Annotated in this window: 15 protein-coding genes and 2 pseudogenes; 5 read left to right on the forward strand and 12 right to left on the reverse strand. The window is 69.3% G+C overall.

The genetic code is table 11. From position 1 onward, the window contains the following. From ACLBX8_RS08680 to ACLBX8_RS08695, 4 genes and pseudogenes are all read right to left on the reverse strand, one after another. A pseudogene (locus ACLBX8_RS08680) lies at positions 1-230 on the reverse strand (IS110 family transposase); the annotation flags it as partial. Positions 231-696: 466 nt separating this feature from the next. After that, positions 697-3,846, reverse strand: coding sequence for an efflux RND transporter permease subunit (locus ACLBX8_RS08685; protein ID WP_447698148.1), 3,150 nt, complete (start codon positions 3,844-3,846; stop codon positions 697-699). Positions 3,847-3,855: 9 nt separating this feature from the next. Then, positions 3,856-5,196: an efflux RND transporter periplasmic adaptor subunit gene (locus ACLBX8_RS08690; protein WP_447698149.1), complete on the reverse strand. Its 1,341-nt coding sequence runs from the start codon at positions 5,194-5,196 to the stop codon at positions 3,856-3,858. 55 nt (positions 5,197-5,251) lie between these two features. After that, positions 5,252-5,449, reverse strand: a complete 198-nt coding sequence (locus ACLBX8_RS08695; RefSeq protein ID WP_091675875.1) for a polyhydroxyalkanoate synthesis regulator DNA-binding domain-containing protein — start codon at positions 5,447-5,449, stop codon at positions 5,252-5,254. Positions 5,450-5,695: 246 nt separating this feature from the next. On the opposite strand from ACLBX8_RS08695, the gene ACLBX8_RS08700 reads away from it, so the two are divergent. Both ACLBX8_RS08700 and ACLBX8_RS08705 read left to right on the forward strand, forming a co-directional pair. Further along, positions 5,696-6,373, forward strand: coding sequence for a response regulator transcription factor (locus ACLBX8_RS08700; protein WP_020091096.1), 678 nt, complete (start codon positions 5,696-5,698; stop codon positions 6,371-6,373). Continuing rightward, positions 6,366-7,784: an ATP-binding protein gene (locus ACLBX8_RS08705; protein WP_447698150.1), complete on the forward strand. Its 1,419-nt coding sequence runs from the start codon at positions 6,366-6,368 to the stop codon at positions 7,782-7,784. The genes ACLBX8_RS08700 and ACLBX8_RS08705 overlap by 8 nt, the downstream gene beginning before the upstream one ends. 516 nt (positions 7,785-8,300) lie before the next feature. Here ACLBX8_RS08705 and ACLBX8_RS08710 read toward each other — a convergent pair. Then, positions 8,301-9,917, reverse strand: coding sequence for an FAD-dependent oxidoreductase (locus ACLBX8_RS08710; RefSeq protein WP_447714981.1), 1,617 nt, complete (start codon positions 9,915-9,917; stop codon positions 8,301-8,303). Between the two features lie 127 nt (positions 9,918-10,044). Between ACLBX8_RS08710 and ACLBX8_RS08715 the strand changes: the two are divergent. Next, positions 10,045-10,479, forward strand: a pseudogene (locus ACLBX8_RS08715) (IS481 family transposase); the annotation flags it as partial. 460 nt (positions 10,480-10,939) lie between these two features. On the opposite strand, the gene ACLBX8_RS08720 reads toward ACLBX8_RS08715, so the two are convergent. Together ACLBX8_RS08720 and ACLBX8_RS08725 are read right to left on the reverse strand one after the other, a co-directional pair. Next, positions 10,940-11,113 (reverse strand): hypothetical protein, encoded by a 174-nt coding sequence (locus tag ACLBX8_RS08720; protein WP_165923179.1) that lies wholly within the window; start codon positions 11,111-11,113, stop codon positions 10,940-10,942. Positions 11,114-11,192: 79 nt separating this feature from the next. Continuing rightward, on the reverse strand, positions 11,193-11,459 hold the full coding sequence (locus ACLBX8_RS08725; protein WP_091675883.1) for a hypothetical protein: 267 nt from the start codon (positions 11,457-11,459) through the stop codon (positions 11,193-11,195). Between the two features lie 984 nt (positions 11,460-12,443). Here ACLBX8_RS08725 and ACLBX8_RS08730 point away from each other — a divergent pair. Then, positions 12,444-12,668 (forward strand): hypothetical protein, encoded by a 225-nt coding sequence (locus tag ACLBX8_RS08730; protein ID WP_020091090.1) that lies wholly within the window; start codon positions 12,444-12,446, stop codon positions 12,666-12,668. A gap of 499 nt (positions 12,669-13,167) precedes the next feature. Here the strand turns inward: ACLBX8_RS08730 and ACLBX8_RS08735 are convergent, their stop codons facing one another. From ACLBX8_RS08735 to ACLBX8_RS08745, 3 genes are all read right to left on the reverse strand, one after another. After that, positions 13,168-14,496: an HlyD family type I secretion periplasmic adaptor subunit gene (locus ACLBX8_RS08735; protein WP_091927776.1), complete on the reverse strand. Its 1,329-nt coding sequence runs from the start codon at positions 14,494-14,496 to the stop codon at positions 13,168-13,170. Continuing rightward, positions 14,493-16,217 carry a type I secretion system permease/ATPase gene (locus ACLBX8_RS08740; RefSeq protein ID WP_100251533.1) on the reverse strand — a complete coding sequence of 575 codons (1,725 nt, stop codon included), beginning with the start codon at positions 16,215-16,217 and terminating at the stop codon, positions 14,493-14,495. The genes ACLBX8_RS08735 and ACLBX8_RS08740 overlap by 4 nt, the downstream gene beginning before the upstream one ends. Before the next feature lie 105 nt (positions 16,218-16,322). After that, positions 16,323-18,932 carry a hypothetical protein gene (locus ACLBX8_RS08745; RefSeq protein ID WP_447714982.1) on the reverse strand — a complete coding sequence of 870 codons (2,610 nt, stop codon included), beginning with the start codon at positions 18,930-18,932 and terminating at the stop codon, positions 16,323-16,325. A 485-nt stretch (positions 18,933-19,417) separates the two neighbouring features. Between ACLBX8_RS08745 and ACLBX8_RS08750 the strand changes: the two genes are divergently transcribed. Beyond that, positions 19,418-20,698, forward strand: a complete 1,281-nt coding sequence (locus ACLBX8_RS08750) for a family 16 glycosylhydrolase (RefSeq protein WP_447698154.1) — start codon at positions 19,418-19,420, stop codon at positions 20,696-20,698. Positions 20,699-20,877: 179 nt separating this feature from the next. Here the strand turns inward: ACLBX8_RS08750 and ACLBX8_RS08755 are convergent, their stop codons facing one another. Beyond that, a complete protein-coding gene (locus ACLBX8_RS08755) occupies positions 20,878-21,825 on the reverse strand; it encodes a hypothetical protein (protein WP_447698155.1) in 948 nt (315 codons plus the stop codon). Positions 21,826-22,031: 206 nt separating this feature from the next. Further along, a complete protein-coding gene (locus ACLBX8_RS08760) occupies positions 22,032-25,220 on the reverse strand; it encodes an efflux RND transporter permease subunit (RefSeq protein WP_447698156.1) in 3,189 nt (1,062 codons plus the stop codon). Between the last annotated feature and the right edge of the window lie 60 nt (positions 25,221-25,280).

Raw genomic sequence — 25,280 nt, forward strand, 5'->3', positions numbered from 1 at the left:
GCCGGCGGCATCAGCCGCACGTCGTGGCCGAGGCTCATGAGCTCCCGGGCCCAGTGGTGCGCTGTGCCGCACGCCTCCATGCCGACCAGGCATCGCGGCAGCTTGGCGAAGAACGGCACGACCTGCGCCCGCCTCAAGGCCTTGCGCACGACGACGTGCCCAACTGCATCGACGGCGTGAACCTGAAAGATGCTTTTGGCCAGATCGATGCCGACGGTGGTGATCTCCATGGGGATGGCTCCTGCATGAGCGTGGCTGCTGCTTTGACAGCAACCACATCTTGGCATCGAGATGCCGTCAGTCGGAGCGGGAGCCATCCACCCCATCTGCTTCCCAGATCTGGCCTCCCGGCTCCCCATGGCCGCCGGCATGCAGTAGTCTCGCAATCGGCTCGGTCCAAAATACCGGTCAGGTCAAGGAGACACCCGAGCCGAGGCTATGAAGATGGGGGCATATGCGGACGTTCCGCTGGCGACCCATGCCGGCCGCCCGGATCGCGGCCAAGCTTTCGCTCAAGGCGGTCATCTGCGACCAGCCGTGCACGGTCGGTAGCCATCGAAGTCGGCGGCGACTGTACCTGAGATTCCATGATCGAAGCAGTTCAACGCGGCGAACTCGTAAAGTCGGGCAGGTTGTGTCGCGAGCAACGTCGGTACTCTCGCCCCCCGGCGAACGCAGCCGTCGCCGTGAGTGCGCTCATCGACCGGTCCCCTGCTGCATCCGCTGGCGGGGCTTCGTATGCCGTCGCTTGCTCACCCTGCCGAAGGGCAGGCGCAACGTCGCGATCACCGGATAGACGGCGGGAAGAACGACGAGCGTCAGCAGCGTCGCGGTGATCAGGCCGCCGATCACCACCGTGGCGAGCGGGCGCTGCACTTCCGCGCCCGCGCTGGTCGAGAGCGCCATCGGCAGGAAGCCGAGCGCTGCGACAAGGGCCGTCATCATCACCGGGCGCAGGCGCCTCTCGGCCGCCCGGGTGGCCGCCTCCCGCGGGTCCAGGCCGGAAGCTTCGAGGTCGCGGATGGTGCTCGTCAGCACCACGCCGTTCAGGATCGCGATGCCGAAGGTCGCGATGAAGCCGATCGCCGCCGAGATCGAGAACGGCATGTCGCGCACAGAGAGGGCAAGGATGCCCCCCGTCGCGGCCATCGGCACGTTGAGGAAGATCAGCCCGGCGCGGCGGATGTCGCCGAACATCACGACGAGGAGGACGAGGATCCCCGCCAGCGCCGCCGGCACCACCACCGAGAGGCGGGCGGTAGCCTCCTGCAGGTTCTGGTACTGGCCGCTCCATTGCAGCGCGTAGCGGGGCGGCAGCTTGACCTGATCGGACACGGCCTTCTGCGCGGCGTCCACGAAGCTCTGCACGTCGCGGCCGCGGACGTTGGCCTGGATCGAGATCCGCCGCTGCAGCCGCTCGCGGCTGATCTGGGCCGGGCCGGAGGTGACCTCCACCGAGGCCACCATCGCGAGCGGCTCCGTCATGGCGGGACCGGTCTCCTTGCGCGGCCGCCCCACCGGCAGGGCGCGGATGCGCTCGATGTCGCTGCGGTCGGCCGGGTCGAGCCGGACCACGATGTCGGTGATGGAATTGTCGTCGCCGTAGACCATGCCGGCGGTGCGCCCGCCGATGCTCTCGACCACGTCGAGCACGTCCGAGACGTTGATCCCGTAGCGGGCGGCCTTGACCCGGTCGACCCGGATCGAGAGCGCCGGCATCCCGGCCTGCGCCTCGGCCTTCACGTCCGCCGCGCCCTGAATGCCTGAGACCACCCGCACGATGGAATCGGCCGTGTCCTTCAGGACCTTCAGGTCGTCGCCGTAGAGGTTGATCGCGACGTCGCCGCGCACGCCCTCCAAGAGGTCGTCCATCCGCATCTGGATCGGCTGCGAGAAGCTGTAGGCGACGCCCGGCACCTCCTCCCGGAGCCGCTTGTCGAAGGCCGCGACGAGCCCTTCCTGGCTGTCGGCGGTCCTCCAGGTCGAGGGGTCGGTCAGGGTGATGAAGCTGTCGGTCGATTCGACGCCCATCGGGTCGGTCGGGATCTCGGCGCTGCCGGTGAGGGAGACGATCCGCTTCACCTCGGGGAAGGATTTCAGCACCCGCTCGATGCGGGTCACGGTGGCGAGCGAGGCGTTCAGCGCGATGCCGGGCAGCTTCTCGGAGGTGATGACGATCGAGCCCTCCGACAGCTTCGGCAGGAACTCGCCCCCGAGACGCGTGGCCATCGCGCAGGAGCCGGCGAACAGGGCGACCGTCGTGAGCACGGTGACGAACGCGTGCCGCTCGGCCCAGCGCAGCACCGGCGTGTAGACACCCCGCACCGCGTGGACGAGGCGCGTCTCGCGCTCATTGACACCGCGCCCGGTGAGAAAGAGCGCCGCGAGCGCCGGCATCAGGATCAGGGTGACGACGAGCGACGAGGCGAGCGCCAGGATCACCGTGAGCGCCATCGGGGCGAACATCTTGCCGGCCACGCCTTCCAGCGCGAGGATCGGGACGTACACGATGATGATGATCGCCACCGCGAAGATCACCGGGCGGGCCACCTCGGCGGCGGCGTCGCGGATCACGTCGTGGGCCGGGCGGTCCGGGTGCTCGCCCCGGGCGCGGAGCACGTTCTCGATCATCACCACCGCGCCGTCGACGATCAGCCCGAAATCGATCGCCCCTAGGCTCATCAGGTTGCCCGACAGGCCGAGCAGCCGCATCCCGGCGAACGCCATCAGCATCGAGAGCGGGATCGCGGCGGCGACGATCAGCCCTGCGCGCAGGTTGCCGAGCAGCAGGAGCAGCACCACGATCACCAGCACCGCTCCCTCGAGGAGGTTGTGCTCCACCGTGCGGATGGTGCGGTCCACCAGCGCGCTGCGGTCGTAGAACGGGACGATCTCGACCCCTGGCGGCAGTTGCTGGCGCAGGGCGGCGATCGTCTTCTTCACCTCCGCGACCACGGCGCTGGCATTCTCGCCGTAGCGCATCATCGCGATGCCGACGACGGTCTCGCCTTCCGCGTCGTTGGTGACGGCGCCGAGCCGGACCTTGGGGGCCTCCTGCACCGTGCCCAGCGTGCCGAGCGTCACCGGCACGCCGCCGGGGCCCGTCGCGACGACGATGTTCGCGATGTCCTCCGGGCCCTTGGCGAGGCCGAGGCCGCGGATCGTCTCCTGCTGGTCGTTGTGCTCGATGTAGGCGCCGCCCCGGGCGGCGTTGTTCTCGGCGAGCGCCGTGTAGACCTGGGCCAGCGTCACGCCGTAGCGGCGCAGCGCGTCCGCCGAGACGCGGACCTCCTCGGTCGGCATCTGGCCGCCGTAGATGTTCACGTCGGCGATTCCGGGGGTGAGCTTCAGCTTCGGCGCGATGGTCCATTGCAGGATGCGCTTGAGCTGCATCGGCGTGTAGGCGGGCCCGCGCAGCTCGAACTGGTAGATCTCGCCGAGCCCGGTCGCCATCGGACCCATCTGCGGATCGCCGACTCCGGCGGGCATCAGGCTCTTGGCCTGGGGCAGGCGCTGGAATACCTCCGCCCGCGCCGCTGTGACCGACACGGATTCGTCGAAGGTGACGTAGACCGCCGAGACGCCGGCCCGGGACGTCGAGCGGACGTTGGAGAGCCCCGGCGCACCGGCCATCGCGTTCTCGACCGGAAAGGTGACGAGCCGCTCGACCTCCAGGGGGCCGAGCCCCGGCGACAGGGTGAGGATCATCACCTGCTTCGGCGAGATGTCCGGCACCGCGTCGATCGAGAGACCTCCGAGGTTAGCGGCTCCGCCCGCCGCCGCGGCCAGCGCGATCATCAGCACGAGGAAGCGGCGGCGGACCAGGATGGCGAACCAGCTCTTCATCGCCGGCGCTCAATCCGTCGAGCCGAGAAGGCTGCGCAGCAGGATGGCCTTCAGGCCGAAGCTGCCCGCGGTCGCAACACTCTCACCCGCCGCCACGCCTCGGTGCACCTCCACCCAGTCAGTGCGCTGGATGCCCAGCGTCAGGGCCCGCCGCTCGAACCTGTCCGGGGCCGTGCGCACGAAGGCGATGGGGCCGGTGTCCGTCTGCTGCACGGCCGCCGCCGGGATGGTCACGCCGTCGCGACCGAGATCAGCCCCGACCATCACCGAGACGAAAAGGTTGGCGCGCAGGAGATCCTGCGGGTTGTCGAGTTCGATCCGCGCCGGCGCCGTGTTCGTCGCCGGATCGAGGGCGGCGTTGACCGAGCGGACATGGCCCTCGAAGGGCGGATGGCCGGGCACCGGGCTCTCCACCGAGACCGCATCCCCGGCCTTCACCCGGGAGATGTCGGCCCCGTAGAGGTTCGCCAGCACGACGACACGGGTGGGATCGGCCACCGTGAAGGCGTCGCGCCCGGTATCGACGACCTCGCCCAGGGTGATGCCGACGCTCGTCACCACGCCGGCAATCGGCGTGACCACGGCGCTGGTGCCCGGCGCGGCGCCCTCGGCCGGGGCGAGGCGCCGGTACTGCGCCCGGTACATCTCCGCGTTCGCCTGCGCAGATTTCACCGCCGCCTGTGCCTTGGCGAGATCGACCTGCCGCCGCTCGACCTCGGCTTGCGCCACGCCCCCGAATTTCAGCTGCTCCAGCCCACGCTTCACCTGGAGCGCCGCCACCGCCTCGGAGGCCCGCGCCTCGCCGAGGGCGGCTTCAGCCGCCTGAAGCCCGTTGCGGGCGTCGAGGAGGCCGGCTGCATCGAGGGTCGCGAGCGTCTGCCCCGCCGTCACCCGGTCCCCGGGCTGGACGGCGAGGCTCAGTACACGTCCCTGCGTGCGCGGCTTGAGATGCGTCACCCGCCGCTCGTCGAAGGCGACGGTGCCCGGCGCCCGCACCGGGAGCACGATCCGGCGGGTCTCCGCCGTGCCGAAGGCTAAGCCGATCCGCGTCTGCCCCGCCCCGTCGAGGGTGACGAGATCGGGGTTCGCCGGGGCGTCGTCGGAACGGTCCGCCTTCGCCTCGGGGACCGCGGGCGGGGCGAGGCCAAGGCCGGCGAGGATTGGGCCGCGATAGGTCCAGCCCGCGAAGGCCACGGCGGCCAGCACCGCCAGGATGAGCAGCGCTCGCGGCGCGCGGCTCCGGCTCACAATCGGAGCCGGCGCGGAGGCATCCCCGCGCCCGAAGCCATCTGTCTCGGATGCCTCGGAGACCTCCGCGGGGCGCGCGGACGCTTCGGCGTTCAGCGACATGGACAGGCAGCTTGCCGACCGGTCGGGCCGGACGCCGCGCGGGTGAGGATGAGGTTCATGCGTCGAAGCCGGTGGGGAGCACCTCGTCGCTGACGAAGCGCCCGGTCTCGACCTCGCGGATCACAACCTCGAAGCCCTCGCCGCGCCATTCCCGCAGGCGTTCGACGGAGACATAGGTGCGAGTCTCGACGTCGTAGAGCCGGCTCTGGGCGTAACGGTTGATGAGGCGGCGGGGCCGCCGCTTCCGGGGCATGTGTGGACTCCCTCAGCGGTGGGGGATCGCGGCGGATGCGGGGAAGCGGCGTAGCAGGAACAACATCGGAGGAGCCCGCTGAGGATCGCGCCCAGCCGAACAGGGCCCGAGGTGCGCGCTAGAGTCATTCTAATAAATTGGACGAAGCCGATGGGGCGCCACTAAATTCTGGTTCACAGTCGCTTCCTCGCGCAGGCCGCAGGGCCGACATGCGACACACTGGCAACGCGGGAGGACCGGGTTCACGTGGCGAGGCTGCTGCTGATCGAGGACGACGGGGACACGGCCGGGGACGTGCGCGACGACCTGCGCGGGCGCGGCCACGAGGTCGCCTGGGCCGCGACCGGGCCGGACGGCGCTCGCTCGGCGCGGCAGGGCGGCTGGGACGCGATCATCCTCGACCGGATGCTGCCCGGCCAGGACGGGCTCGGCGTGCTGCAGGACCTGCGCCGGGACGGGGACCGGACACCGGCCCTCGTCCTCAGCGCGCTCGGCGACGTCGACGAGCGCATCCGCGGCCTCCGGGCGGGTGGCGACGACTACCTCGCCAAGCCCTTCGCGCTCGGCGAACTCGCCGCACGGATCGAGGCGCTGCTCCGCCGCCCGGTCGACACCCGCGAGACGCTGCTGCGGGTCGGAAGCCTGGAGATCGATCTGATCGCCGGGACGGGCCGGCGCGGCGCGCGCGACCTCGACCTCCTGCCTCGGGAACTCAAGCTCCTCGCCTATCTGATGCGCGCGCCCGGTCGGATCGTCACACGGGCGATGCTGTTCGAGGAGGTCTGGAACTACCGCTTTACTCCGAAATCGAACCTCATCGACGTCCATCTCGGCCGCCTGCGCCGCAAGCTTGAGGCGGCCGGGGAGGCGCCCCTGATCCAGAACGTCCGCGGCGTCGGTTTCACCCTCACGCCCGATGACTGACCTCCTGCGCTCGACCACCCTGCGGTGGGCGGTGGGGATCGCCCTGTGGTCGGTGCTTCTCGCCCTGACGATGTTCGCCTTCATCTACTGGCAGACGGCCTCCTACCTGCGGGAGGAACTCGCCGAGACCCTGCGGCTGGAAGTCCGCGCGGCCGCCGCCGACCCCGCCGCCACGGCGTTGCGGGTCGACACCTGGACCGCCATGGACCCGCATGCCCGGCACTATGGCGGCTACTTCGCTCCGGACGGCGGCCGGCGCGCGGGTAACCTCGATGCGATGCCGAAGGGGCTGCCGCGGGACGGGGATGCCTACCGGGTGAACGCCACGGTGGAGGTCGGGGGCCGCAGCCTCGCCGACGAGATCTGGGCCGCGGCCCTGGCGCTGCCCGGTGGCGGCACGGTGGTGATCGCCCACGACACCGACGACATCGACCGGGTGCGGGTCACGACGCTGCGGGCGCTCGGCCTCGGGCTACTGCCGATGCTGGCGCTCTCCGGGATCGGCGGCCTCGTCCTCGCCCGCCGGGGCCGCAGGCGGTTCGCCGCCACCGAGGTGGCGCTCGCCGAGGTGATGCGCGGCAACCTCGGCAAGCGCCTGCCGGTCGGAGGCCGGGGCGATGAGTTCGACCGCCTTGCCGCCAACGTGAACCGCATGCTCGACGAGATCGAGCAACTTATGGGCGAAGTCCGCAGCGTCGGCGATGCCGTCGCCCACGACCTGCGGACGCCGTTGACCCGCCTGCGGGCCCGGCTGGAACGCAGCCGGGCGCAGGCGCGAACGGTGGCGGAATTGCACGAGGCGATCGATCAGGGCCTCGCCTGGATCGACCAGACACTCGCGATGGTGACGGCCGTGCTTCGGATCGGCGCGATGGAGGAGGGCCGCCGGACCGCCTTCGCGCCGGTCGACCTCGGGGAGGTCGCCGCTGCGGCGGTCGACTTCTTCGAGCCCGAGGCTGAAGAGAGGGGCGTCCGGCTCGTCCTGTCGGCGGTGGGGCCTTTCACCGTCCACGGCGACCGGGACCTCTGCTTCGAGGCCCTGTCGAACCTCATCGACAACGCCGTGAAGTTCACGCCCCCCAGAGGGACCGTCCGGGTCGGGGTCGCCTGGACCGGCCAAGCGATCGAGGTGGCCGTGGAAGATACCGGCCCAGGCCTGCCGGCGAGCGAGCACGAGAAGGTCTTCCGCCGCTTCTACCGCGCCGAGATGTCCCGCCAGACCCCCGGCAACGGCCTTGGCCTCAGCCTGGTCGCCGCCATCGCCAAGATTCACGCCGCAAGCGTGAGTGTTCGCACGTCGGAAAAGGGTGGTTGCCGTTTCGCGATGACGTTCCCGAATTTGACCATCGAAGACTGCACGTCTTCTACTTATTGGACGGCTTCGAGAAAAGGTCCGCTTGTCAATTTTTGAATGAATTTCTGGCCCTGCCCGCTAAATGATCTGCCAATGGGCTCGCGTATCAAGAAGCGTCGCGGCACGTCTGCTTCCATGTCTATGCCAGTCGAAAGCGGGCCGTTTCAGATCCACCCATCTTGGACGTTCAGAAGAGCGCGTCGTGGTGGTGACCTGGCCGGTCACTAGGTCGAGCGGGGCGCGTTCGTGCCGGTCCTGCAGAGCTTCGCCACTGAGCGCTCTGTGTTCACGGCGCTGTGGCCGGAGAGCCGACGCGGCGATCCAAACGTGAAGGCTTTCCCGGCATTCCTCGGTGGTATGCTCCCATCCCCGACACCTTGGGACAAGCTGTTCGAAGGTGCGGCGAGGGCGTGAGCGGTCCCCGTGGAGATGTCCGCTTCGGGACATCCGCCGATCGGAAGCAGGCGGGCAGGAAGCCACCCGAAACAGTCTGGCAGATAGTCAGCAGAGCTTCCCAGAAACGGCCGTTCGTCGATCCGGCGCTCCGATCGTGTGCGTCCCGGGCGGCGAACTCTACGACCGAACGTGCTCCCACACCTTGGAGATGACGACCGATCCCTCGCCGACCGAGGCTGCGACCCGCTTGACGGAGCTGGCGCGGACGTCGCCGACCGCGAAGATTCCCGGATGCGACGTCGCGTAAGGCGAATGCGCGCCGATCGCGTCTCCGGTCAGGACGAAGCCGTGTCCATCGAGCTCGACGAGCCCCGAGAGCCAGCCGGTATTGGGGGCGGCGCCCACCATGACGAACACGGCGCAGGTCGAGATCCTGCGCGTCGCTCCGTCGGCGACGGTGCGGATCGTCACCGCGTCGAGATGGTCGTCGCCGTGCAGGTCGGTGACTTCGGCCCCGTACTCGATCGTGATCGCCGGGTCTGCCTCGAGCCGGCTCGACAGGTACCTCGACATGGAGGTGGCGAGCGATTGCCCGCGCACCAGGAGGCGAACGTGTCGCGCTGAGCGGCTGAGATACATCGCAGCTTGGCCCGCCGAGTTGCCGCCGCCAATAATGATTGCCTCGGCATTCCGGCAGTAGCGCGCCTCGATCTCCGTCGCAGCGTAGTAGATGCCGGCGCCCTCGAACGCTTCGAGGCGGTCGATCGGCAACCTTCGGTACTGGACGCCGGTCGCGACGACGACGGCCTGTCCCCGAACGCGCCGGCCGTTGTCAAACGTCGCACAGAACGATCCGTCCTCGAGCTGCTCCAACTTCGCCACCCGTCGCGGCATCGCGAAGCGAGTGCCAAATTTCATCGCCTGGATCTCGCCGCGCCAGACGAGGTCGGCGCCCGAGATCCCGGTCGGGAAGCCCATGTAGTTCTCGATCCGGCTCGATGTGCCGGCCTGACCGCCGATCGCCACATCCTCGATGACCAACGCGCGCAGCCCCTCTGCACCCGCATAGACGCCCGCTGCCACCCCGGCCGGCCCGCCGCCCACGATGAGGACGTCGAAGGCCTCGTCGTCGACGAGGTTGTAGTCGAGGCCGAGCAGCCGCGCGACCTTGGCGGGCGTCGGCTCGGTCACGACCACGTCCCGGCCGAAGATGACCGCCGGTCGGTTTGCCGAGATCGAGCAGGCCGTTGCGACGCTTGCCGCCTCCGGGCTGCCCAACGGATAGGTCCTGTAAGGAAGCCGGTTGCGGCTCGCGAACTCGGCGATCCGCCGCACGCTCCGGTCGTCGTCCTCGCCGATGAGCACGAGCGTGCCGTCGTGCGAGTCGAGCTGCCGCCGCCGCCGTGCGGCGAGGACTGTGATGATGATGTCCGACATCTCCGGGATCTCGGACATCAGTCGCAGCATCTCGGGGCGCGGCACCTCGGTGACGACCGTATCTGCGCTGGCCCGCATGGGCATCGACCAAACGCCGCCGTTCAGGAACGAGATTTCGCCCATGAACTGGGTCGGACCGAGGGTGGATGGGAGATGGCGCTCGTCTGTGAAGGGATTCACGACTTCGATCTCGCCGGCCTCGACATACACGAAGCGATCGGCTGGCTCACCGGCACGGACGAGAAAGGCGCCTGCGGAGTAGTGCTTCTCGGCCCCGATCGCCCGCAATGCGGCGACATGCGATGCAGCGAGGGGTATGCGCTGCATCTCCCGCAGGTCACGGCCGATCGTTTCCAAGGGTCGCTCCCGTCGTAGGCCATCCGCTGCGGCGCAGCATCGATGGCTCGGCCGCTACAGGCAAGACCCTCGATGTTTGATCCCGCGGTGTGGTGGTACGGTCGACCGTCATGCTGCGAGGGATGCCCCGACGACAGTCCAGAAGTGGCGAACGCGGCAGACGACAGGTGACGCCGCTATGGGGCCGAAGCAGCCCCGTTCGACGGTTCTGACCCCAGCGGAGGAGGTCATCATCGTCGCCTTCCGCCGGCACACCCTGCTGCCGCTGGACGACTGCCTCTACGGCCTACAGCCCACGATCCCGCACCTGACCCGCTCGTCGCTGCACCGCTGCCTGGAGCGGCACGGCACCAGGCGCCTACCGGACGGAAGGCGACAAGCCCGAGAAGAAGCGCTTCGCCGATCACCCAGTGGCTACATGCACATCGATATCGCCGAGCTCAGGACAGAAGAAGGCAAACTCGACCTGTTTGTGGCCATCGACCGAACCTCGAAGCTGGCTTTCGCCAAGCTGGAAGCAGAAGCGAACCGCTATACGGCATCGGACGTCCTGCGCGCGCTGACGAGACGGAGGGACTGGGTTGCCGCTGCGAAAGCGCAGCGATCCTGCTACCCTGCGCACAGCCGTCGCCGCTCGGTGGCGCACCTCAGCGCGAGGCAAGTCGATCATGCATAGCGCGGCGATCAGGTGGCTCGTTGTCGCGCTCGCGGGCTTCGTGAGCACCGAAGCTGTCGCGCGGCGTTCTCGAGCGAGCAGCCCCGTCCCGCGCGGCGCGACTGCGTTCTCCCCCTTCGCCTTCCCGCGGCCGCCCAATACCGCGCCGCGTCCCGCCGGCGACGGGATCATCCACTGGAACACGCCGAACAAGGACGGCAACCTCGGCGGACCCGGAACAGGGGGAGGGGGCGGCGGTGGAGGCTGACCCCGCTCAGCTTCGCCATCGGGCGCCCGTGGTCCCGCACCCCGTCGCGGAAGGGGCGTCTCGGGAGCAGCGGCGGCAACCCTCAGGCAGGGACGCCTGTCAGACCGCACTCAGGCCCATCAGCACGACGGCCATTTGCCAGCCGACCACCAGCATCGCGGCGATCCACACCACCGTCGCCACGCCGCCCGCGACCATGATCATCGTGAGGAAGCGATCCATCCAGGGACGCATGGATTGATCCTGAACCGACACCGTCTCGATGTGAGCCATGATTCACCGTCGCATCAGCGTACCGAGGCGATGTCCGCAAGCTTGGTTCCTGCGGCGGAGCACACAGCCCGCCCGCCAGTCAGGCATACAGGAGGTAGAGCACGGTCGCCGGAGCGATCACGACATTGGCTGCACCGAGGCACACGAGAATCGTCACGGCTGTCGCATGGAGGTTCGGCCTGTTCTTGAACATCCATTCTGCAGGGAATGCGAGTACTGTGATCGGCAGCATGCAGAGGACGATCGAGATCCACAGCAGTGCGCCCGGCACGAAAATCAGGAGACCGATCCGGCTTCTCGGCAACCACTCCGTCCGTTGATCGCGTGCAAGGATGGCTTCCGACATCTGACGCGCCGTCCCCTCTTCCAGATGGCTAATGCAACTAAAAGTGGTATATGCCGGATTAGCGTCACCTCAACGGGAAATCCCCCGGCGCCTCGGGTTCGGATTACGCAGAACCTGAGCAGCACCCGCCGTTGCGTTGCCCACCTGCCGATGGGCCTGTGAACACAGCAGGATGGCGGCGCCCGACAGGGTGACCGGTAACGCGTTCCAGCCTCAGCGGCGGCGTGCGACCCTCGCCGCGACCCAAGGTGAGGCGGGCGCGGGTCTCAGCAGCGCGTCTCCGGCCTCGAACCTCGCCACCTCATGGTCCGTGCCGCCCCCGGACCTGCTCTGAAGCGGGCTGTGGACCTCCTCAACACGGAGAACGCCCGATACCCGAAGACCGAAGACACGGAAGACCCGCGGAAGCTGCGTACGCTGCTGGGCGCGAGGCCCGCGTCGGTGCTGAGCGGCAGACCGCTCCTTCCGCCTGCTCCGGCTGCGGCAGGGCTTGGCTGACGTCCCGGCGGTCGGCCTCTCGCGAAGGACCGCGATGAGAGCGTCGTCGCGAAGCGGGAGACCGGAATCCGAGCGCCCCGGCTGGCGCAGGTCGATCCTGCCAGCCTCATGCAACAATCGGAGCAATCCTGGCGACATCCAGCTTGACCATAAGGCCGCCTCGGAACAGCCGAGCTGACGGGGCCACGATGACCAAGCCGATCACCCTGACGAACCGTCTCGTCGACGCCGTCGTGACGGCCGCCATGGCGTTCAGTCTCGTCGTGCACGCCCAGGTCATGATCCTGCCGCCGCACTTCGTGTGACGGACGATCGAACGTGGAGGATGCCGAATTGTCTCACCCGCTGTCGCGCGCGTGAGAAGGGGCCGTCGGCCCCGGCTCGGCAGTGCCGAGCAGCTGATCCCTCGCGAACCCAGCAGTTTGCCACATTGAACCATCACCGTTTCATGCACGTATGCGTTGTATATGGAGCTTGGAGGTTGTGATGCAGGCATCCGAATGCTGCATCATCCGGGTATCTATCGCCGCGAGCCTCGGCTGGCTCATCGCGATTACCCTGATGTGGAAGCATGGCGTGCTGGCCGCGCTGATCGTCAGCCCCTTGTTCGGGACCGCGGCGGCGATCGCCGCCATGACCCTGTTCTGGTTCGTGAGCCTGTTCGTCTCCTGCGAACCCATCGGGCCGCGGGCGTCTGACACCAACCGGTAGCAGGATCGGAGAAGGTCGCAGCGCCGAGCCATGTGCACCGGGATCGGCACGGCGCCGGCCGGCGCCCGATCGGAGCCGGGCGCGTCGGGGCGTGTCAGGTCCGCATCCTGCGGGGAGCAGGCGCAGCTGCTAAGACGTGGCCATGAAGCGGAGACCGCCTGACCGACTCACGACGATCGCGATCCTCGCGGTCACCGCCGCGCTCGCAGCCGTGCTCGTTGTGAGGCTTCGTGACCCCACGCCTCCGCACCGTGGCCCCCTGCCCAGTGCGTCCGCCGCCAGGCGATGATGCTCCACAGCCCGCGTTGAACAAATGCAGCGGGTGGAAGCGGAATGGCTTCTCGCATGCGCGCCGCCCGCGAAGGCGGACGTGCGTTGGCCGGTGCTTCCCCGTGCTCGGACCGGCGTTTCGCCGAGCGCGACACAGTCGGTCCTGTAGGGATCGGCTCCGCGATCTCGGCAGGTTCCGTGACCGTCCATGCGGGCGACCCGGCGGATCTTACTTCTCCCGGAACGCCCGCCGGGCTTGATCGACGAGCGGCTTGGTGAGGTAGGACAGCACCGTTCGGTCAGCCGTGCGGATGAAGGCCTCCACGGGCATGCCGGGCATCAACTTGGCCCCGTCCAGTCGCTTCATCTCCTCCTTCGTCACGCCCAGGCGAACGAGGTAGTAGAAGCTGCCGGTCCGCTTGTCCTCGCTCACATCCGCCGCGATCCGGGTCACGCGCGCGTTGAGTTCGGGTGTCGTCCGCTGGTCGAAACTCGGGAAGCGCAACCCCGCGGCCTGACCGGTCTGCAACCGGTCGATGTCCTGCGGCGCCACACGTACCTCCGCGACGAGGGAATCCGCGGTCGGCACGATCAGCATGATCGGCTCGCCCGGGGAGATCACACCGCCGCGGGTGTGGACCGCGAGTTCGTGCACGTAGCCGGTCTGCGGCGCGCGGATCTCGATGCGCTGCAGCTGGTCGAAGGCCGTGATCCGCTGCTCGGTCAGCGTCGCCGCCTTGGCGCGGTTCTCGGCGAGCTCCTTCGCGACGTCGCTGCGGAGATTCTGCTCGAGCTGGATGATCTGCAGCTCGGTCTCCGAGACCTTGCCCTTGGTCTGCGCGATGTTGGCGACGAGGACGCCGCGCTCGCCTTTCAGGCGGGACATGTCGCGCTGGAGGCTCGTGAGCCGGGTCAGCTGGATGAGGTTCTTCCGCCAGAGATCCTCGACGCCCTCGTACTCCCGCCCAATGATCGCGGTCTCCTGCTCCTTCGCGGCGGCCTGCTCGGACAGGCCTTTGATCTCCTCGTTCAGCTGCCCGACCCGCTCGCGGAGCTGCGCCTTCTGGCCCTGGAGCGCGTCCTGTCGGAAGCGGAACAGCTTGCGCTCGCCGTCGACGATCCGGGCCACATCCGGTCCGGCTCCCTCGAGTTCGGGGGCGATGGCGAGGCTCGCGCGGCCGTCGCGTTCGGCCTCCAGCCGGGCATTGCGCGCCGCGATCTCCCACAGGCTCTTGGTGACGCTGTCGTAGGTGGCCTTGGCGGTGGTCGCGTCCAGGCGGACCAGCAGGTCGCCCGCCTGGACGCGCGCGCCCTCCTGAACCGGCAGTTCGGCGACGACGCCGCCGGTCGGATGCTGGACCTTCTTGATGTTGCTCTCGACCACCAGCGAGCCCGTGGCGATGATGGCGCCGGACAATTCCGTCGCCGCCGTCCAGGCCCCCGCGCCCGTGGCGACCACGATCACGGCGGCGACGCCGGCGACGTGCCGCCGCAAGGAGCGGCGCGTCTCGTAAGTCGGATCCGTAGCCGGCCCGTCAGGCGTGCGATCCGTCGTCATGCGACCCTCGTGGGCGTCTGCCGCGTCAGGGCGTTCAGCTTCGACAGAACTTCGTCGCGCGGGCCGTGCAGCTGCACGCGCCCGTCCCCGAGGACCAGGATGCGATCGACCGCCGCCAGGGCGCTCGGCCGGTGCGCGATCACCACGACGATGCCGCCGCGGGCGCGCACGCCCTGCACGGCGGCGGACAGGGCGCGATCGCCGTCGACGTCGAGATTCGAGTTCGGCTCGTCGAGGACCACGAGGAACGGATCGCCGTACAGCGCCCGCGCGAGCGCGATCCGCTGCCGCTGACCCCCGGAGAGGCCCAGGCCGCCGGTACCGACGCGGGCGTCGTAGCCGCCCGGCAGCCGGAGCACGACCTCGTGCACGCCGGCGGCCCGGGCAGCCGCCAGCAGGGCCTCGGGGTTGGGCTCGGGATCGAAGCGCGTGATGTTCTCGGTGATCGTGCCGTCGAACATCTCGATGTCCTGCGGCAGGTAGCCGACCGCGCGCCCGAGGGCATCGGGATCCCACTGATCGATCGCCGCGCCGTCGAGGCGGATCACGCCGCGGTTCGGGCGCGCCAGCCCGACGAGGGCACGGGCGAAGGTGGACTTGCCGGAGCCGCTGGCCCCGATCACCCCGAGGGCGCTTCCGGGCGCGAGGGCGACGTTGACGTCGTGGAGCACCAGGGTGTCGGTCCCGGGCGCCGCGATCGACAGGGCCGTCACGCGCACGCTCTCCCGCGGCGCCGGGAGCGGCGTGAGGGCGGCGGGCTCCCGCCGGGGCAGGAACGCGACGAGGCGGCCCCAGGCCTGCCGGGCGCCCGAGAACGACTTCCAGTTGGCGATCGCCAGGTCGACCGGGGCGAGGGCGCGCGCGGACAGGATCGTGGCGGCCAGCATCACGCCGGCCGTCGCCTCCTCGCGCACCACGAGGAAGGCGCCCAGGCCGAGGATGCCGGATTGCAGCACCGTGCGCAGCAGGCGCGCCGTCGTGCCGAAGCCGATGGCCAGGTCGTTCCCGTACGCCGCGACATCGAGGTTCCGCCGGGCCCGGACCTGCCAGAGCTCCGCGATGCGGGACCGCATCCCGAGCGCCGAGAGCAGCGGTGCCGTCCGGTGCGCCATGTCGGTGAAGGACCGGCGCTCACCGGCCGTTCGGACGGCCTCCTGGGTGGACGCGGACGAGGCCCAGTCCGTGAGGATCGTCAGCACGCACAGGAACAGGGCACCCCCGGCCACCGCCGCGCCGAGCCAGGGATGGAACAGGAAACAGACCGCGACGTAGAGCGGCACCCAGGGCAGGTCGAAGAAGGCGCTGACCGCCATGCTCGACACGAAGCCGCGGACGGTGTCGAGATCGCGCAGGGCCTGGGGCCCGTCATCGCTGCGCGGCATCTCGGCGCCGCGGACCAGCAGGGTCCGGAAGATCCGCGGACCGAGGCGCTCGTCGACGAGGCGCGCGAAGCGCGCCAGGATCCGGGCACGGAAGATCTCGAAGACGCTCTGGATCACGAGCAGCATCAGCGTGATGCCGGCGAGACCGACGAGCGTCGCGATGCTCCGGCTCGGCAGCACCCGGTCGTAGACCTGCAGCATGAAGATCGGGGCCGTGAGCATCAGCAGATTGATCAGACCGCTGACGATCATCACGGTGATCAGGCACGTGCGCCCGGCCCTGACGGCGGACCAGAACTCGCGCCGCTTCGCGACACGCAACACGCGTTCATCGGTCACAGGTCGATCCCTCGGCTTGGCACGTCAGCGGAGCGGTTCGGGCCGAAGCGGGTCGGGCCCCGGCGTCGCGGAAGCCCCCGCCGCGTCGGCGGCGGGGGCCGCGTTTCACAGGCCGAGCAGGTGCAGGCCGCTCGTGGCCGTGTGAGAAGTCGGGTCCGTGTGCTGGACCTCGGTGTGGCCGCCGAGATCGATCGTGGCGACGCCGAGATCGACGCTCACGCCCTGGGCGGCGCCCGCCTCGGCCGGCGCGGCGGAGGTCCCCGACACCGCGTCCACGAGGTGGCCGACGAGGGAGTCGGCACCGCCGCCCGTCTGCGGCAGGTGGATGCTGTCGCCGCTGAGCAGGTTCGCCGTGGCCAGACTCGGCTGATCGGCGCTCACCGCGACCGCGCTCACGTCGACGGTGTGGGCCGGATCGGCAGCGGGCGTGAGCACGGCGACGTCCGCCACCGGCGTCGGGGTCGTCGGGCCCGCCGACACGTCGATCAACGGGTGGGTCTCGGCTCCCGGCTCGCCCGACGTGCCGCCGGTGAGCGTGCCGAGCAGGTTACCGACGGCGCTCGCCGCCCCACCGGTCTCGCCCCCGCCCAGGACCGTGGTCACGGTCGCGACGACGCCGTCGACCGGGGAGCCCGCCTGATGGCCGTCCCCGCCGGCCGCGGGAAGGATCCCCGCCACCGAGCCCACGACGCCGCCGGCCGCCTCCGTCACGGACCCGAGATCGCTCGCGACCTGCGCCACCGCGGGGCCTCCGTCGCCGTTCAGGACCGCCCCCGGCAGGTTGACGACATCGGTCACGAGGTTGCTCGACCCGCCGAGCTCCCCCAGGCCGACCGTGGTTCCGAGGTTGATCACGGCGTGGAGCGGGTCGTTCAGGACCGGCACATCGTGGCCGACCTGTTCCAGGGCCGCATGGACGCCGTCGATCAGCGTATTGGCGACGTCTCCGACCGGCTGCAACGGCGCGTTCGTCCCGAGCAGCGCGCCGGCCGCGCCGGAACCCGGGCCTCCGTTCAGGCCGCCCAGGAGACCGTCGAGGGCTCCGGCACCCTGGTCCCCCGTCAAGCCGCCGAGGGCGGAGGTGACCGGTGCCAGGAGACCGCCGCCCGGCAGGCCGGATCCGAGACCGCCGCCGGCCGAGTCGAGGAGGCCGGTCGCGGAGCCGACGACGCCGCCCAGCGCGCCCGCCACGTGCCCGAGGTCGTCGACGACCTGCGCCACGCCTCCGGGTGCGTTCCCGGTCAGGATCGCGCCGGGCAGGTTGATGGTGTCGGTGAGCAGGTTGTGGCTGTCGCCGAGTTCCCCCAGTCCGACCGTGTTGCCCAGCGCGATCACCGCGTGGAGCGGGTCGTTGAGGAGCGGCACGTCGTGTCCGACCTGCTCCAGCGCCCCGTGGACGGTGTCGATCAGCGTGTTGGCGACAGCGCCCACCGGCTGCAGCGGCGCGTTCGGCCCGAGCAGGGCGCCGGTTCCGTCCGGAGCGCCGCCGGTCACGGTGCCGAGCAGGCCATCCACCGCGGCGGTGACGGGGGTGAGGAGACTGCCCGCGCCCGGCGCGCCCGCTCCCCCCAGGTCGCCGACGATGCCGGTGACGCCGCCGAGCAGTCCGCCGGCCGCACCGGCCACCGCGCCGACATCGCCGAGGATCGGGGACAATGCGCCGAGCCCCTGGCCGCCCAGCAGGGCACCGGGCAGGGCCGCGGCGTCGGTCAGCAGGTTTCCGCCCTCGCCCAGATGGCCGAGTCCGAGGGTCTCGCCCAGATTGGTCAGGCCGTGGACAGCGCCGTTCAGCAGCGGGACCTCGTGCCCGAGATTCTCGAGGGTCATGTGGACGTCGAGGACGGCGGTGTTCGCGAGATTCGCGACCGGGGCGAGAAGGCCGCCCGACGCGAGCAGCCCGCCGGCCGTCGCGGCTCCGGTGACGGAGGTGATCAGCGTGTCGGTCGCTTCGAGGACGGAACCGAGATCCGCGAGGACCGGCGTGGCCGAGCCGAGGCCGCCGCCAGTGAGGAGCGATCCCGGCACGGCGAGCGTGTCGGTCAGGAGATTGCCCGCCTCGCCGATGCGACCGAGGCCGACCGTCTCGCCGAGGCCCGTGAGGGCGTGGATCGGCGCGTTGAGCACGGGGACCTGATGGCCGACATCCTCCAGCGTCGTGTGCAGGTCGAGGACGGCTTGGTTGAGAATCCCCACCGCCGGCGCGAGCGTGCCGCCGGAGCCGACAAGGCCGTTGCCGGCCACGGGCAATGCTGTGACAGTATTCAGCAAGGTTCCGGCAGCCTCGGCGACCTGCCCGGCATCGTTCAACACCGGGACGACGCTGCCGGCATCGGTCGGGTTGGCGACGGCGCCGGTCAGGTCCGTGATCAGGTTGCCGCCCTCGCCGATATGACCGAGCCCGACCGTCTCGCCGAGATTGGTCAGACCGTGGAGCGGGCCGTTCAGCGCCGCGACCTGATGACCCGCGTTCTCGAGCTGCGCATGGGTGTCGAGGACGATCTGGTTCGCGGTATCGGCCAGCGCGCCGGGAAGCGGTGATCCGCCCTCGTCCGCCGCACCGACGTCGACGGCACTCTCGATGAGCGAGGTAATCGGACCGAGACTCGTCAATTGGCCGGTCGACAGTGCGGTGGAGGACAGTAGCGCGCCGGACCCGACCAGCCATTCGAGCGAGCGTGACGACGGGTTGAGCGCGGCGAGAGGGGACGACGACATGGGCACCTCCGGTTTTGATGCGTAACCGGCAGTACAATTATGGGTTGCAGTGTCGAGCGTCGGTAAAGAATACCGAGCCTGCGGCCTGCCGTTGCTGCGTGCGGCCGGTCACGACACCGCCGAGGGAGGAGGTCCAACCGCGTCCGGCCTGGGTCGCGGACAGCAATATGCGTCGCAGAAATGACGTGCTCGAATGTTATTTATAGTAATATTGCGTGGATAAAAGCGGCAAAGGAGAGCAATGTTCGTTATAAATCAATAATCGCGGCGGATGACAGGGAATATATAGATAAATATCCGCTGTCGATCGGCTCCTCCGTATCGATCTGCTCGGATCGACGGCGGCATCCCGCGCGTCGTGCCATCGACCAGACGGTGCCCGGCAATCATCGTCAGGACCCAGGCGCCCTGTTTTCCGATGCAGCTTATGATTGTATTGTGCGGCGCGGCCACTTCAGTGCGTGGCACGAATGGGCAGGTGATCCGTGGCCATTGATCCGAGGAATCTCGCCCAGACGGCGACACTCACCTACAGCCAGGACTTCGACACCCTGCCGCTCTGGGACGGCACTTCGGGTCTCGACACGTCCGGCGGCCCGCAGTGGAGCATCCACGTCACGTCGACCGGGACGCGGCCCTTCAATCAGGAGCAGCAATGGTATGTCCGCGCCGATCAACCCGACGGCAGCGCGCTCCCGAACCCGTTCCGCGTCCACGACGGCATCCTCACCATCACCGCCGCGCCGTCGGATCCGTCTATGCTCCATGACCTGGGGGATCAGCCCTACACGTCGGGAATGGTCAATACCTTCCACAGTTTCAGCCAGACCTACGGCTATTTCGAGATGCGGGCCGAACTGCCCGCCGGTCAGGGCTTCTGGCCGGCGTTCTGGCTGCTCCCGGCGGACGGTTCCTGGCCGCCCGAGATCGACGTGATGGAGATGCTCGGGCACGATCCCGGCACGCTCTACACCACGGTGCACAGCCTGGCGCCCGGCCAGACACCCGGCAACCACACGATGAGCCAGGGGATCTCCGCAGTCGCCGACATGAGCGGCGGCTACCACACCTACGGCGTTGACTGGCAACCGGACACGTTGACCTTCTACTTCGACGGACAGGAGATCTATCGTACGCCGACGCCGGCCGGTCTGGACAAGCCCATGTACATGATCGCGAATCTCGCCGTCGGCGGCTCTTGGCCGGGTGACGCCGACGCGTCGACGCCATTTCCCGCGCAGATGAATATTGACTACATGCGGGCTTATCAGGCCAGTCCGGGCGCCGCGGCGCTTGAGCCGGTTTTTCACTTCTACGACGCCGCCTCAGGACGGCATTTCTACACGGCAAGCGTCGCAGAACGCGCGCAACTTGAGAGCACCCCGTCGGGCTACGCCTATCAGGGCGTCGGCTGGGCCGCGCCAGTGTCGTCGTCTGTCACGGCTGACGTCTTTCGATTCACCAACCCGACGACCGGCGACCACTTCTACACGACCAGCACCGCGGAGCGCGACGGGCTTCTCTCGGACGGTTCCGGCTACAACTATGACGGTGTTGCGTTCGACGCCTATGCGAGTTCGACCGCCGCGGGATCGCATGCGTTGACCGTCGAGCGGTTCGTCAACACCGAGAGCGGACGGCACTACTACGCTTCCAGCGCCGATGAGATCAGCTACATCGAGCAAGGTCACGCCGGAAGCGGCTGGATTGATGAGGGTCATGCCTTCACGTTGCATGCTCCGACTGCGAACATGTTCGGCATGTAACGGCCTTTTCGGAAGACCTGCTCCGAGGCAGCCAGTCCCTCTTCTCGTCGCGTCAGGGCCGCTTCCCGCCCGTCGGCACGGGCGGTTCGGTCCCTCGACTGCTCCACCAGGGTCGCGTTCTCGGCGCCTGTCCGCCCACCCTGAGGCTCGCAGGCCGCGGTGCGGCGACAGGGCCGCGATCAGAAGCTGTACCCGACGCGCAACCGCATCTGATGGCGGTCGAAGCTCGACAGGTCGAGCGGGCCGGGCTCGCCCGTCGCCTGGCCGGCGACCTGGAAGCTCCAGGTGAACGAGGCCCAGGCCTGGGGTGACAGGGTCATGTAGGCGGTTGGTCCGAGATACACGGCCTCGCCCGCGAACCGGTCGAGCGCCAAGCCGTCGTAGGTCCGGGCATAGCGTGCCTCGCCGCCGAGGAAGAGGCCGGGCCGGACGCAGTAGGCCAGCGCCCCCGCCACCTCGATCCCCGATCCGCGCACGGGCGCGTCCATCACGGTCAGCCGCGTCGTCGAGAGCGCGAAGCCGACATTGACGGCGGCGATCAGCTTGCCGGGGATGATCTCGCGATCCGCCAGCAGGCCGATCTCGGTGGCGAAGCTGCGCGCCGGCACGCCCGTCCCGCCGTCGACGGTTCCGTAGCCCGGCACGATGTTGAGGGTCAGGCCGAAGGGGGCCGTCCGGCGATCCATCAGGCGCACCCGGGTCTCGAGGAAGCCGCCGTTGAAGCCGCCCGTGGTCCGGGCCGGGGTGCCCGGCGCGCCGATGTCGTAGGCGTTGAAGGTGACGCCCGGGGCCAGGCGGAAATCGTTGGTCAGCGGCACCTTCAGGGCCAGGGAACTGTCCACGGTCAGGAAGCGGGCGACGCGCCGGCCGAGGCGCCCGCTCGTCTCCCACTCCAACTCCGCCTCCTCGGGAACGCCGAGGTCGCTCCCCTCGGTGAAGCCGAACAGATGCTCGCTGTCGAGGTCGCCCGGCGTCAGGTTCTCGGCGGCGGTGGGCAGGGACTGGGCCAGTGCCGGCCCGAGCGCTGCGGCCACCCAGAGCGCCGCGGCCAACCCGAGCGCCGCGGCGAGGCTGCACAGGACCGATCCTGGAGCCGAGAGGCGACGCGGAGCGCCGGTGTGCGTCATAGCCCTGACCCATCATTATAGCTAATGCTATATCTAATAGGGTGGGCGATGTAAGGCCGTCAACGGTCGAGCATGCCGGACGCGTGGTCTTTGGAAGTCCGGTCGCGGATCCGGCGCCGCGCGTCGGAGGGAACGGCGTCGCGCGGTGACGGAGGCGCGGGGCGTGAACCGCAGGGCGCGGAGCAGCGCCGCGTCAGCGCTCCGGCTCACGCCGGTCCGGTCTCGGGGGTTGTCCCGGCCGGGGGCGGGGACGCGACGGGCCCGGGCTGCCCCCGGTGCGCGCGGCGCTCCTCGATCCGCTGCAGGATCACGTAGAAGGACGGCACGAACAGCACCGCCAGGCAGGTCGAGGCGAGCATGCCGCTGAACACCGTGATGCCGATCGATTTGCGCGCCGCGGCCCCGGCCCCGGAGGCGGTGACGAGCGGCAGCACGCCGAGGATGAAGGCGAACGAGGTCATCAGGATCGGGCGGAAGCGCAGCCGCGCCGCCTCCACGGCGGCGGCCGCGATGTCGAGGCCGGCCTGCCGCTTCTCGCGGGCGACCTCGACGATCAGGATGGCGTTCTTGCTCGCCAGCGCGATCAGCAGGATCAGGCCGATCTGCGTGTAGAGGTTGTTGGCGACGCCAAGGAGCAGCAGCGCCCCGACCGTGCCCAGCAGCGCCAGGGGCACGCCGAGCAGGACCGCCAGCGGCAGGATCCAGCTCTCGTACTGGCCGGCCAGAACCAGGTAGACGAGGAGGATGGCCAGCGCGAACACGAGGTAGATCTGCGCGCCGACCGCCTTCTCTTGGTACGACATCGCCGTCCAGTCGTAGCCCGTGCCCGGCGGCAGCACCTTGGCGGCGATCTGCTGCATCAGGTCCAGCGCCTGCCCGGAGCTGAAGCCCGGCGCCGCCCCGCCCACGATCGTCGCCGTCGGGTAGAGGTTGTACAGGCTGATCAGGGACGGCCCCTGCACGGACTTGATCTCCACGACGGTGCCGAGCGGCACCATCACGCCGTTGCCGGCGCGCACCTTCAGGTTCTCGACGTCCTCGGGGCGGAGCCGGTAATCGGGCGCGGCCTGCACGTAGACCTGAAAGGTCCGGCCGAACTTGTTGAACTGCGTGACGTAGGACGACCCGACGTAGCTCGAGAGGGTCGAGAAGACCTGCCCGACCGTCACGCCGAGAGCCTCGGCCTTGACCCGGTCCACCGCGATCGCGATCTGCGGCACGCCGGCCCGGAACGAGGTGTTGAGCTTCCGCAGCCCGGATTGCGAGTTCCCGTCGGCGACGACCGTCCGGGCGACGCTCTCCAGCAGGGGGTAGTCGAAGTCGCCGTTGCGCAGCTCGATCTGCATGGTGAAGCCGCTGGCGTTGCCGATGCCCTGGATCGGCGGCGGGATCAGCACGAAGGTGTCGGCGTCCTCGACGCCTTCCAGCATCGTGTTGAAGCGCTCATAGAGGCTGCGCAGATCCTGGCCCTTCTCCTTGGCCCGGACATCCCAGTTCTTGAGAACCACGTAGGCGACGCCGGCATTGGGCAGGCTGGCGCTCGAATCGAGGACCGAGATCCCGCTGATCGAGAGCACGTTGTCGACGCCCGGCGTCGCCTTCGCCTGGACGCTGATCCGCTGCATTACCGCGTCGGTGCGCTCCTTCGAGGCCCCGTCCGGCAGCTGTGCGCCGATCAGGACGTAGCCCTGGTCCTCGGTGGGCAGGAAGGCGGTCGGCAGGCGGGTCAGCCCCCATCCGGCGAGCCCGATCAGCAGGAGCGCCACGGCGACCATGAGGCCGCTGCGCCGGACCATGGTGGCGATCAGCCGGGCGTACCAGCCCTCGAGGACCCCGTAGACGCGGTTGAAGCCGCGGTAGAACACGTTCCGCTTCTCCGGCGGCACCGGCTTGCGCAGCCACAGGGCGCACTGGGTCGGCTTCAGGGTGGCGGCATTGATCGCGCTGATCAGCGCGGTGGCGGCGATCACCAGGGCGAACTGCTTGTAGAGCTGCCCGGTCAGGCCGGGCAGGAACGCGGCCGGCACGAACACCGACATGAGCACCAGGGTGATGCCGATGATCGGGCCGAACAGCTCCTCCATCGCCTTCTCGGCCGCCGCCCGGGGCGAGAGGCCCTCGTCGATGTGGTGGGAGACCCCCTCGACGATCACGATGGCGTCGTCCACCACGATGCCGATGGCCAGCACGATCGCGAACAGCGTCGAGAGGTTCACGCTGAAGCCCATCGCCGCCATGGCGGCGAAGGCGCCGATGATCGTCACCGGCACCGTCGTCGCCGGCACCAGCATGGCGCGCCAGTCCTGGACGAAGACCAGGATGACGATCAGGACCAGGACGGCCGCCTCGAACAGCGTCATGTAGACCTCGTGGATCGAGGCCTGCACGAACTCCGTCGTGTCGAACGGGATGGCGTAGACGAGGCCCGACGGGAAGGTCTTCGCGAGCTCGGCCATCCGGGTGCGGACCGCGTTCGCCACCGTCAGCGCGTTCGCCTCGGGCAGCTGGTAGATGCCGATGCCGGCGGCGGGCTGCCCGTTCAGGGTGAAGGACTGGCTGTAGGTCTGCGCGCCGAGCTCGACGCGGCCGACGTCACGCAGGCGGGTGATGCGGCCGCCGTCCTGCGCATCCGCCTTGACGACGATGTTCTCGAAGTCCGGGGCGTTGTTGAGCCGCCCGTTGACGTTGAGCGTGTACTGGAAGTCCTGGCCTGCCGGGACCGGCGGCATCCCCACGGCGCCCGCGGTGACCTCCTGGCTCTGCTGCTGCACGATGTTGATGATGGCGTCGGGGGTAAGGCCCCGGGCCTGGACGAGGTCAGGGTCAAGCCAGATCCGCATCGCGTACTGGCCGGCGCCGAACACGGTGACGTTGCCGACGCCGGGCAGCCGGGCCAGCTCGTTCTGCACGTTGATGACGCCGTAATTCGACAGGAACAGGCTGTCGAACTTCCCGTCGCTGGCTGACAGCGTGACGAATTGCAGGACCGCGGTGGATTTCTTCTGGGTCGTGACGCCCTGGACCTGGACCGCCTGCGGCAGCGACGACATCGCGATCGCGACCCGGTTCTGCACCAGCACCTGGGCCTGATCGCCGTCCGTCCCGATCGCGAAGGTGACCGTGAGGGTGTAGGTGCCGTCGCTCGCGCTGGTCGACTGCATGTAGAGCATGCCCTCGACGCCGTTGACCTGCTGCTCGATCGGGAGCGCCACCGTGTCGACCACCGTGCGGGCGCTCGCACCCGGGTAGCGGGTGGTGACCTGGACCGTCGGCGGCACGACGTTGGGATACTGCGACACCGGCAGGTTGAAGAGCGACACCGCGCCGATCAGCACCATGACCAGGGCCAGCACGTTGGCCAGGACCGGCCGCTCGATGAAGAAGCGCGAGATCATGCCGTTGGCCCTCGGTGCCGGCGTCTCAGGGGCGGCCCGCCGCCAGGGCGGGACGCGGGG

The organism is Methylobacterium sp. D48H (genome assembly GCF_053345715.1).

Coding starts and splice junctions, on each gene's coding strand:
- ACLBX8_RS08755 (WP_447698155.1), bottom strand. CDS start 21,825: ATGACGCACACCGGCGCTCCGCGTCGCCTCTCGGCTCCAGGATCGGTC.
- ACLBX8_RS08690 (WP_447698149.1), bottom strand. CDS start 5,196: ATGTCGCTGAACGCCGAAGCGTCCGCGCGCCCCGCGGAGGTCTCCGAG.
- ACLBX8_RS08695 (WP_091675875.1), bottom strand. CDS start 5,449: ATGCCCCGGAAGCGGCGGCCCCGCCGCCTCATCAACCGTTACGCCCAG.
- ACLBX8_RS08745 (WP_447714982.1), bottom strand. CDS start 18,932: ATGTCGTCGTCCCCTCTCGCCGCGCTCAACCCGTCGTCACGCTCGCTC.
- ACLBX8_RS08760 (WP_447698156.1), bottom strand. CDS start 25,220: ATGATCTCGCGCTTCTTCATCGAGCGGCCGGTCCTGGCCAACGTGCTG.
- ACLBX8_RS08735 (WP_091927776.1), bottom strand. CDS start 14,496: ATGACGACGGATCGCACGCCTGACGGGCCGGCTACGGATCCGACTTAC.
- ACLBX8_RS08685 (WP_447698148.1), bottom strand. CDS start 3,846: ATGAAGAGCTGGTTCGCCATCCTGGTCCGCCGCCGCTTCCTCGTGCTG.
- ACLBX8_RS08720 (WP_165923179.1), bottom strand. CDS start 11,113: ATGGCTCACATCGAGACGGTGTCGGTTCAGGATCAATCCATGCGTCCC.
- ACLBX8_RS08725 (WP_091675883.1), bottom strand. CDS start 11,459: ATGTCGGAAGCCATCCTTGCACGCGATCAACGGACGGAGTGGTTGCCG.
- ACLBX8_RS08730 (WP_020091090.1), top strand. CDS start 12,444: ATGCAGGCATCCGAATGCTGCATCATCCGGGTATCTATCGCCGCGAGC.
- ACLBX8_RS08705 (WP_447698150.1), top strand. CDS start 6,366: ATGACTGACCTCCTGCGCTCGACCACCCTGCGGTGGGCGGTGGGGATC.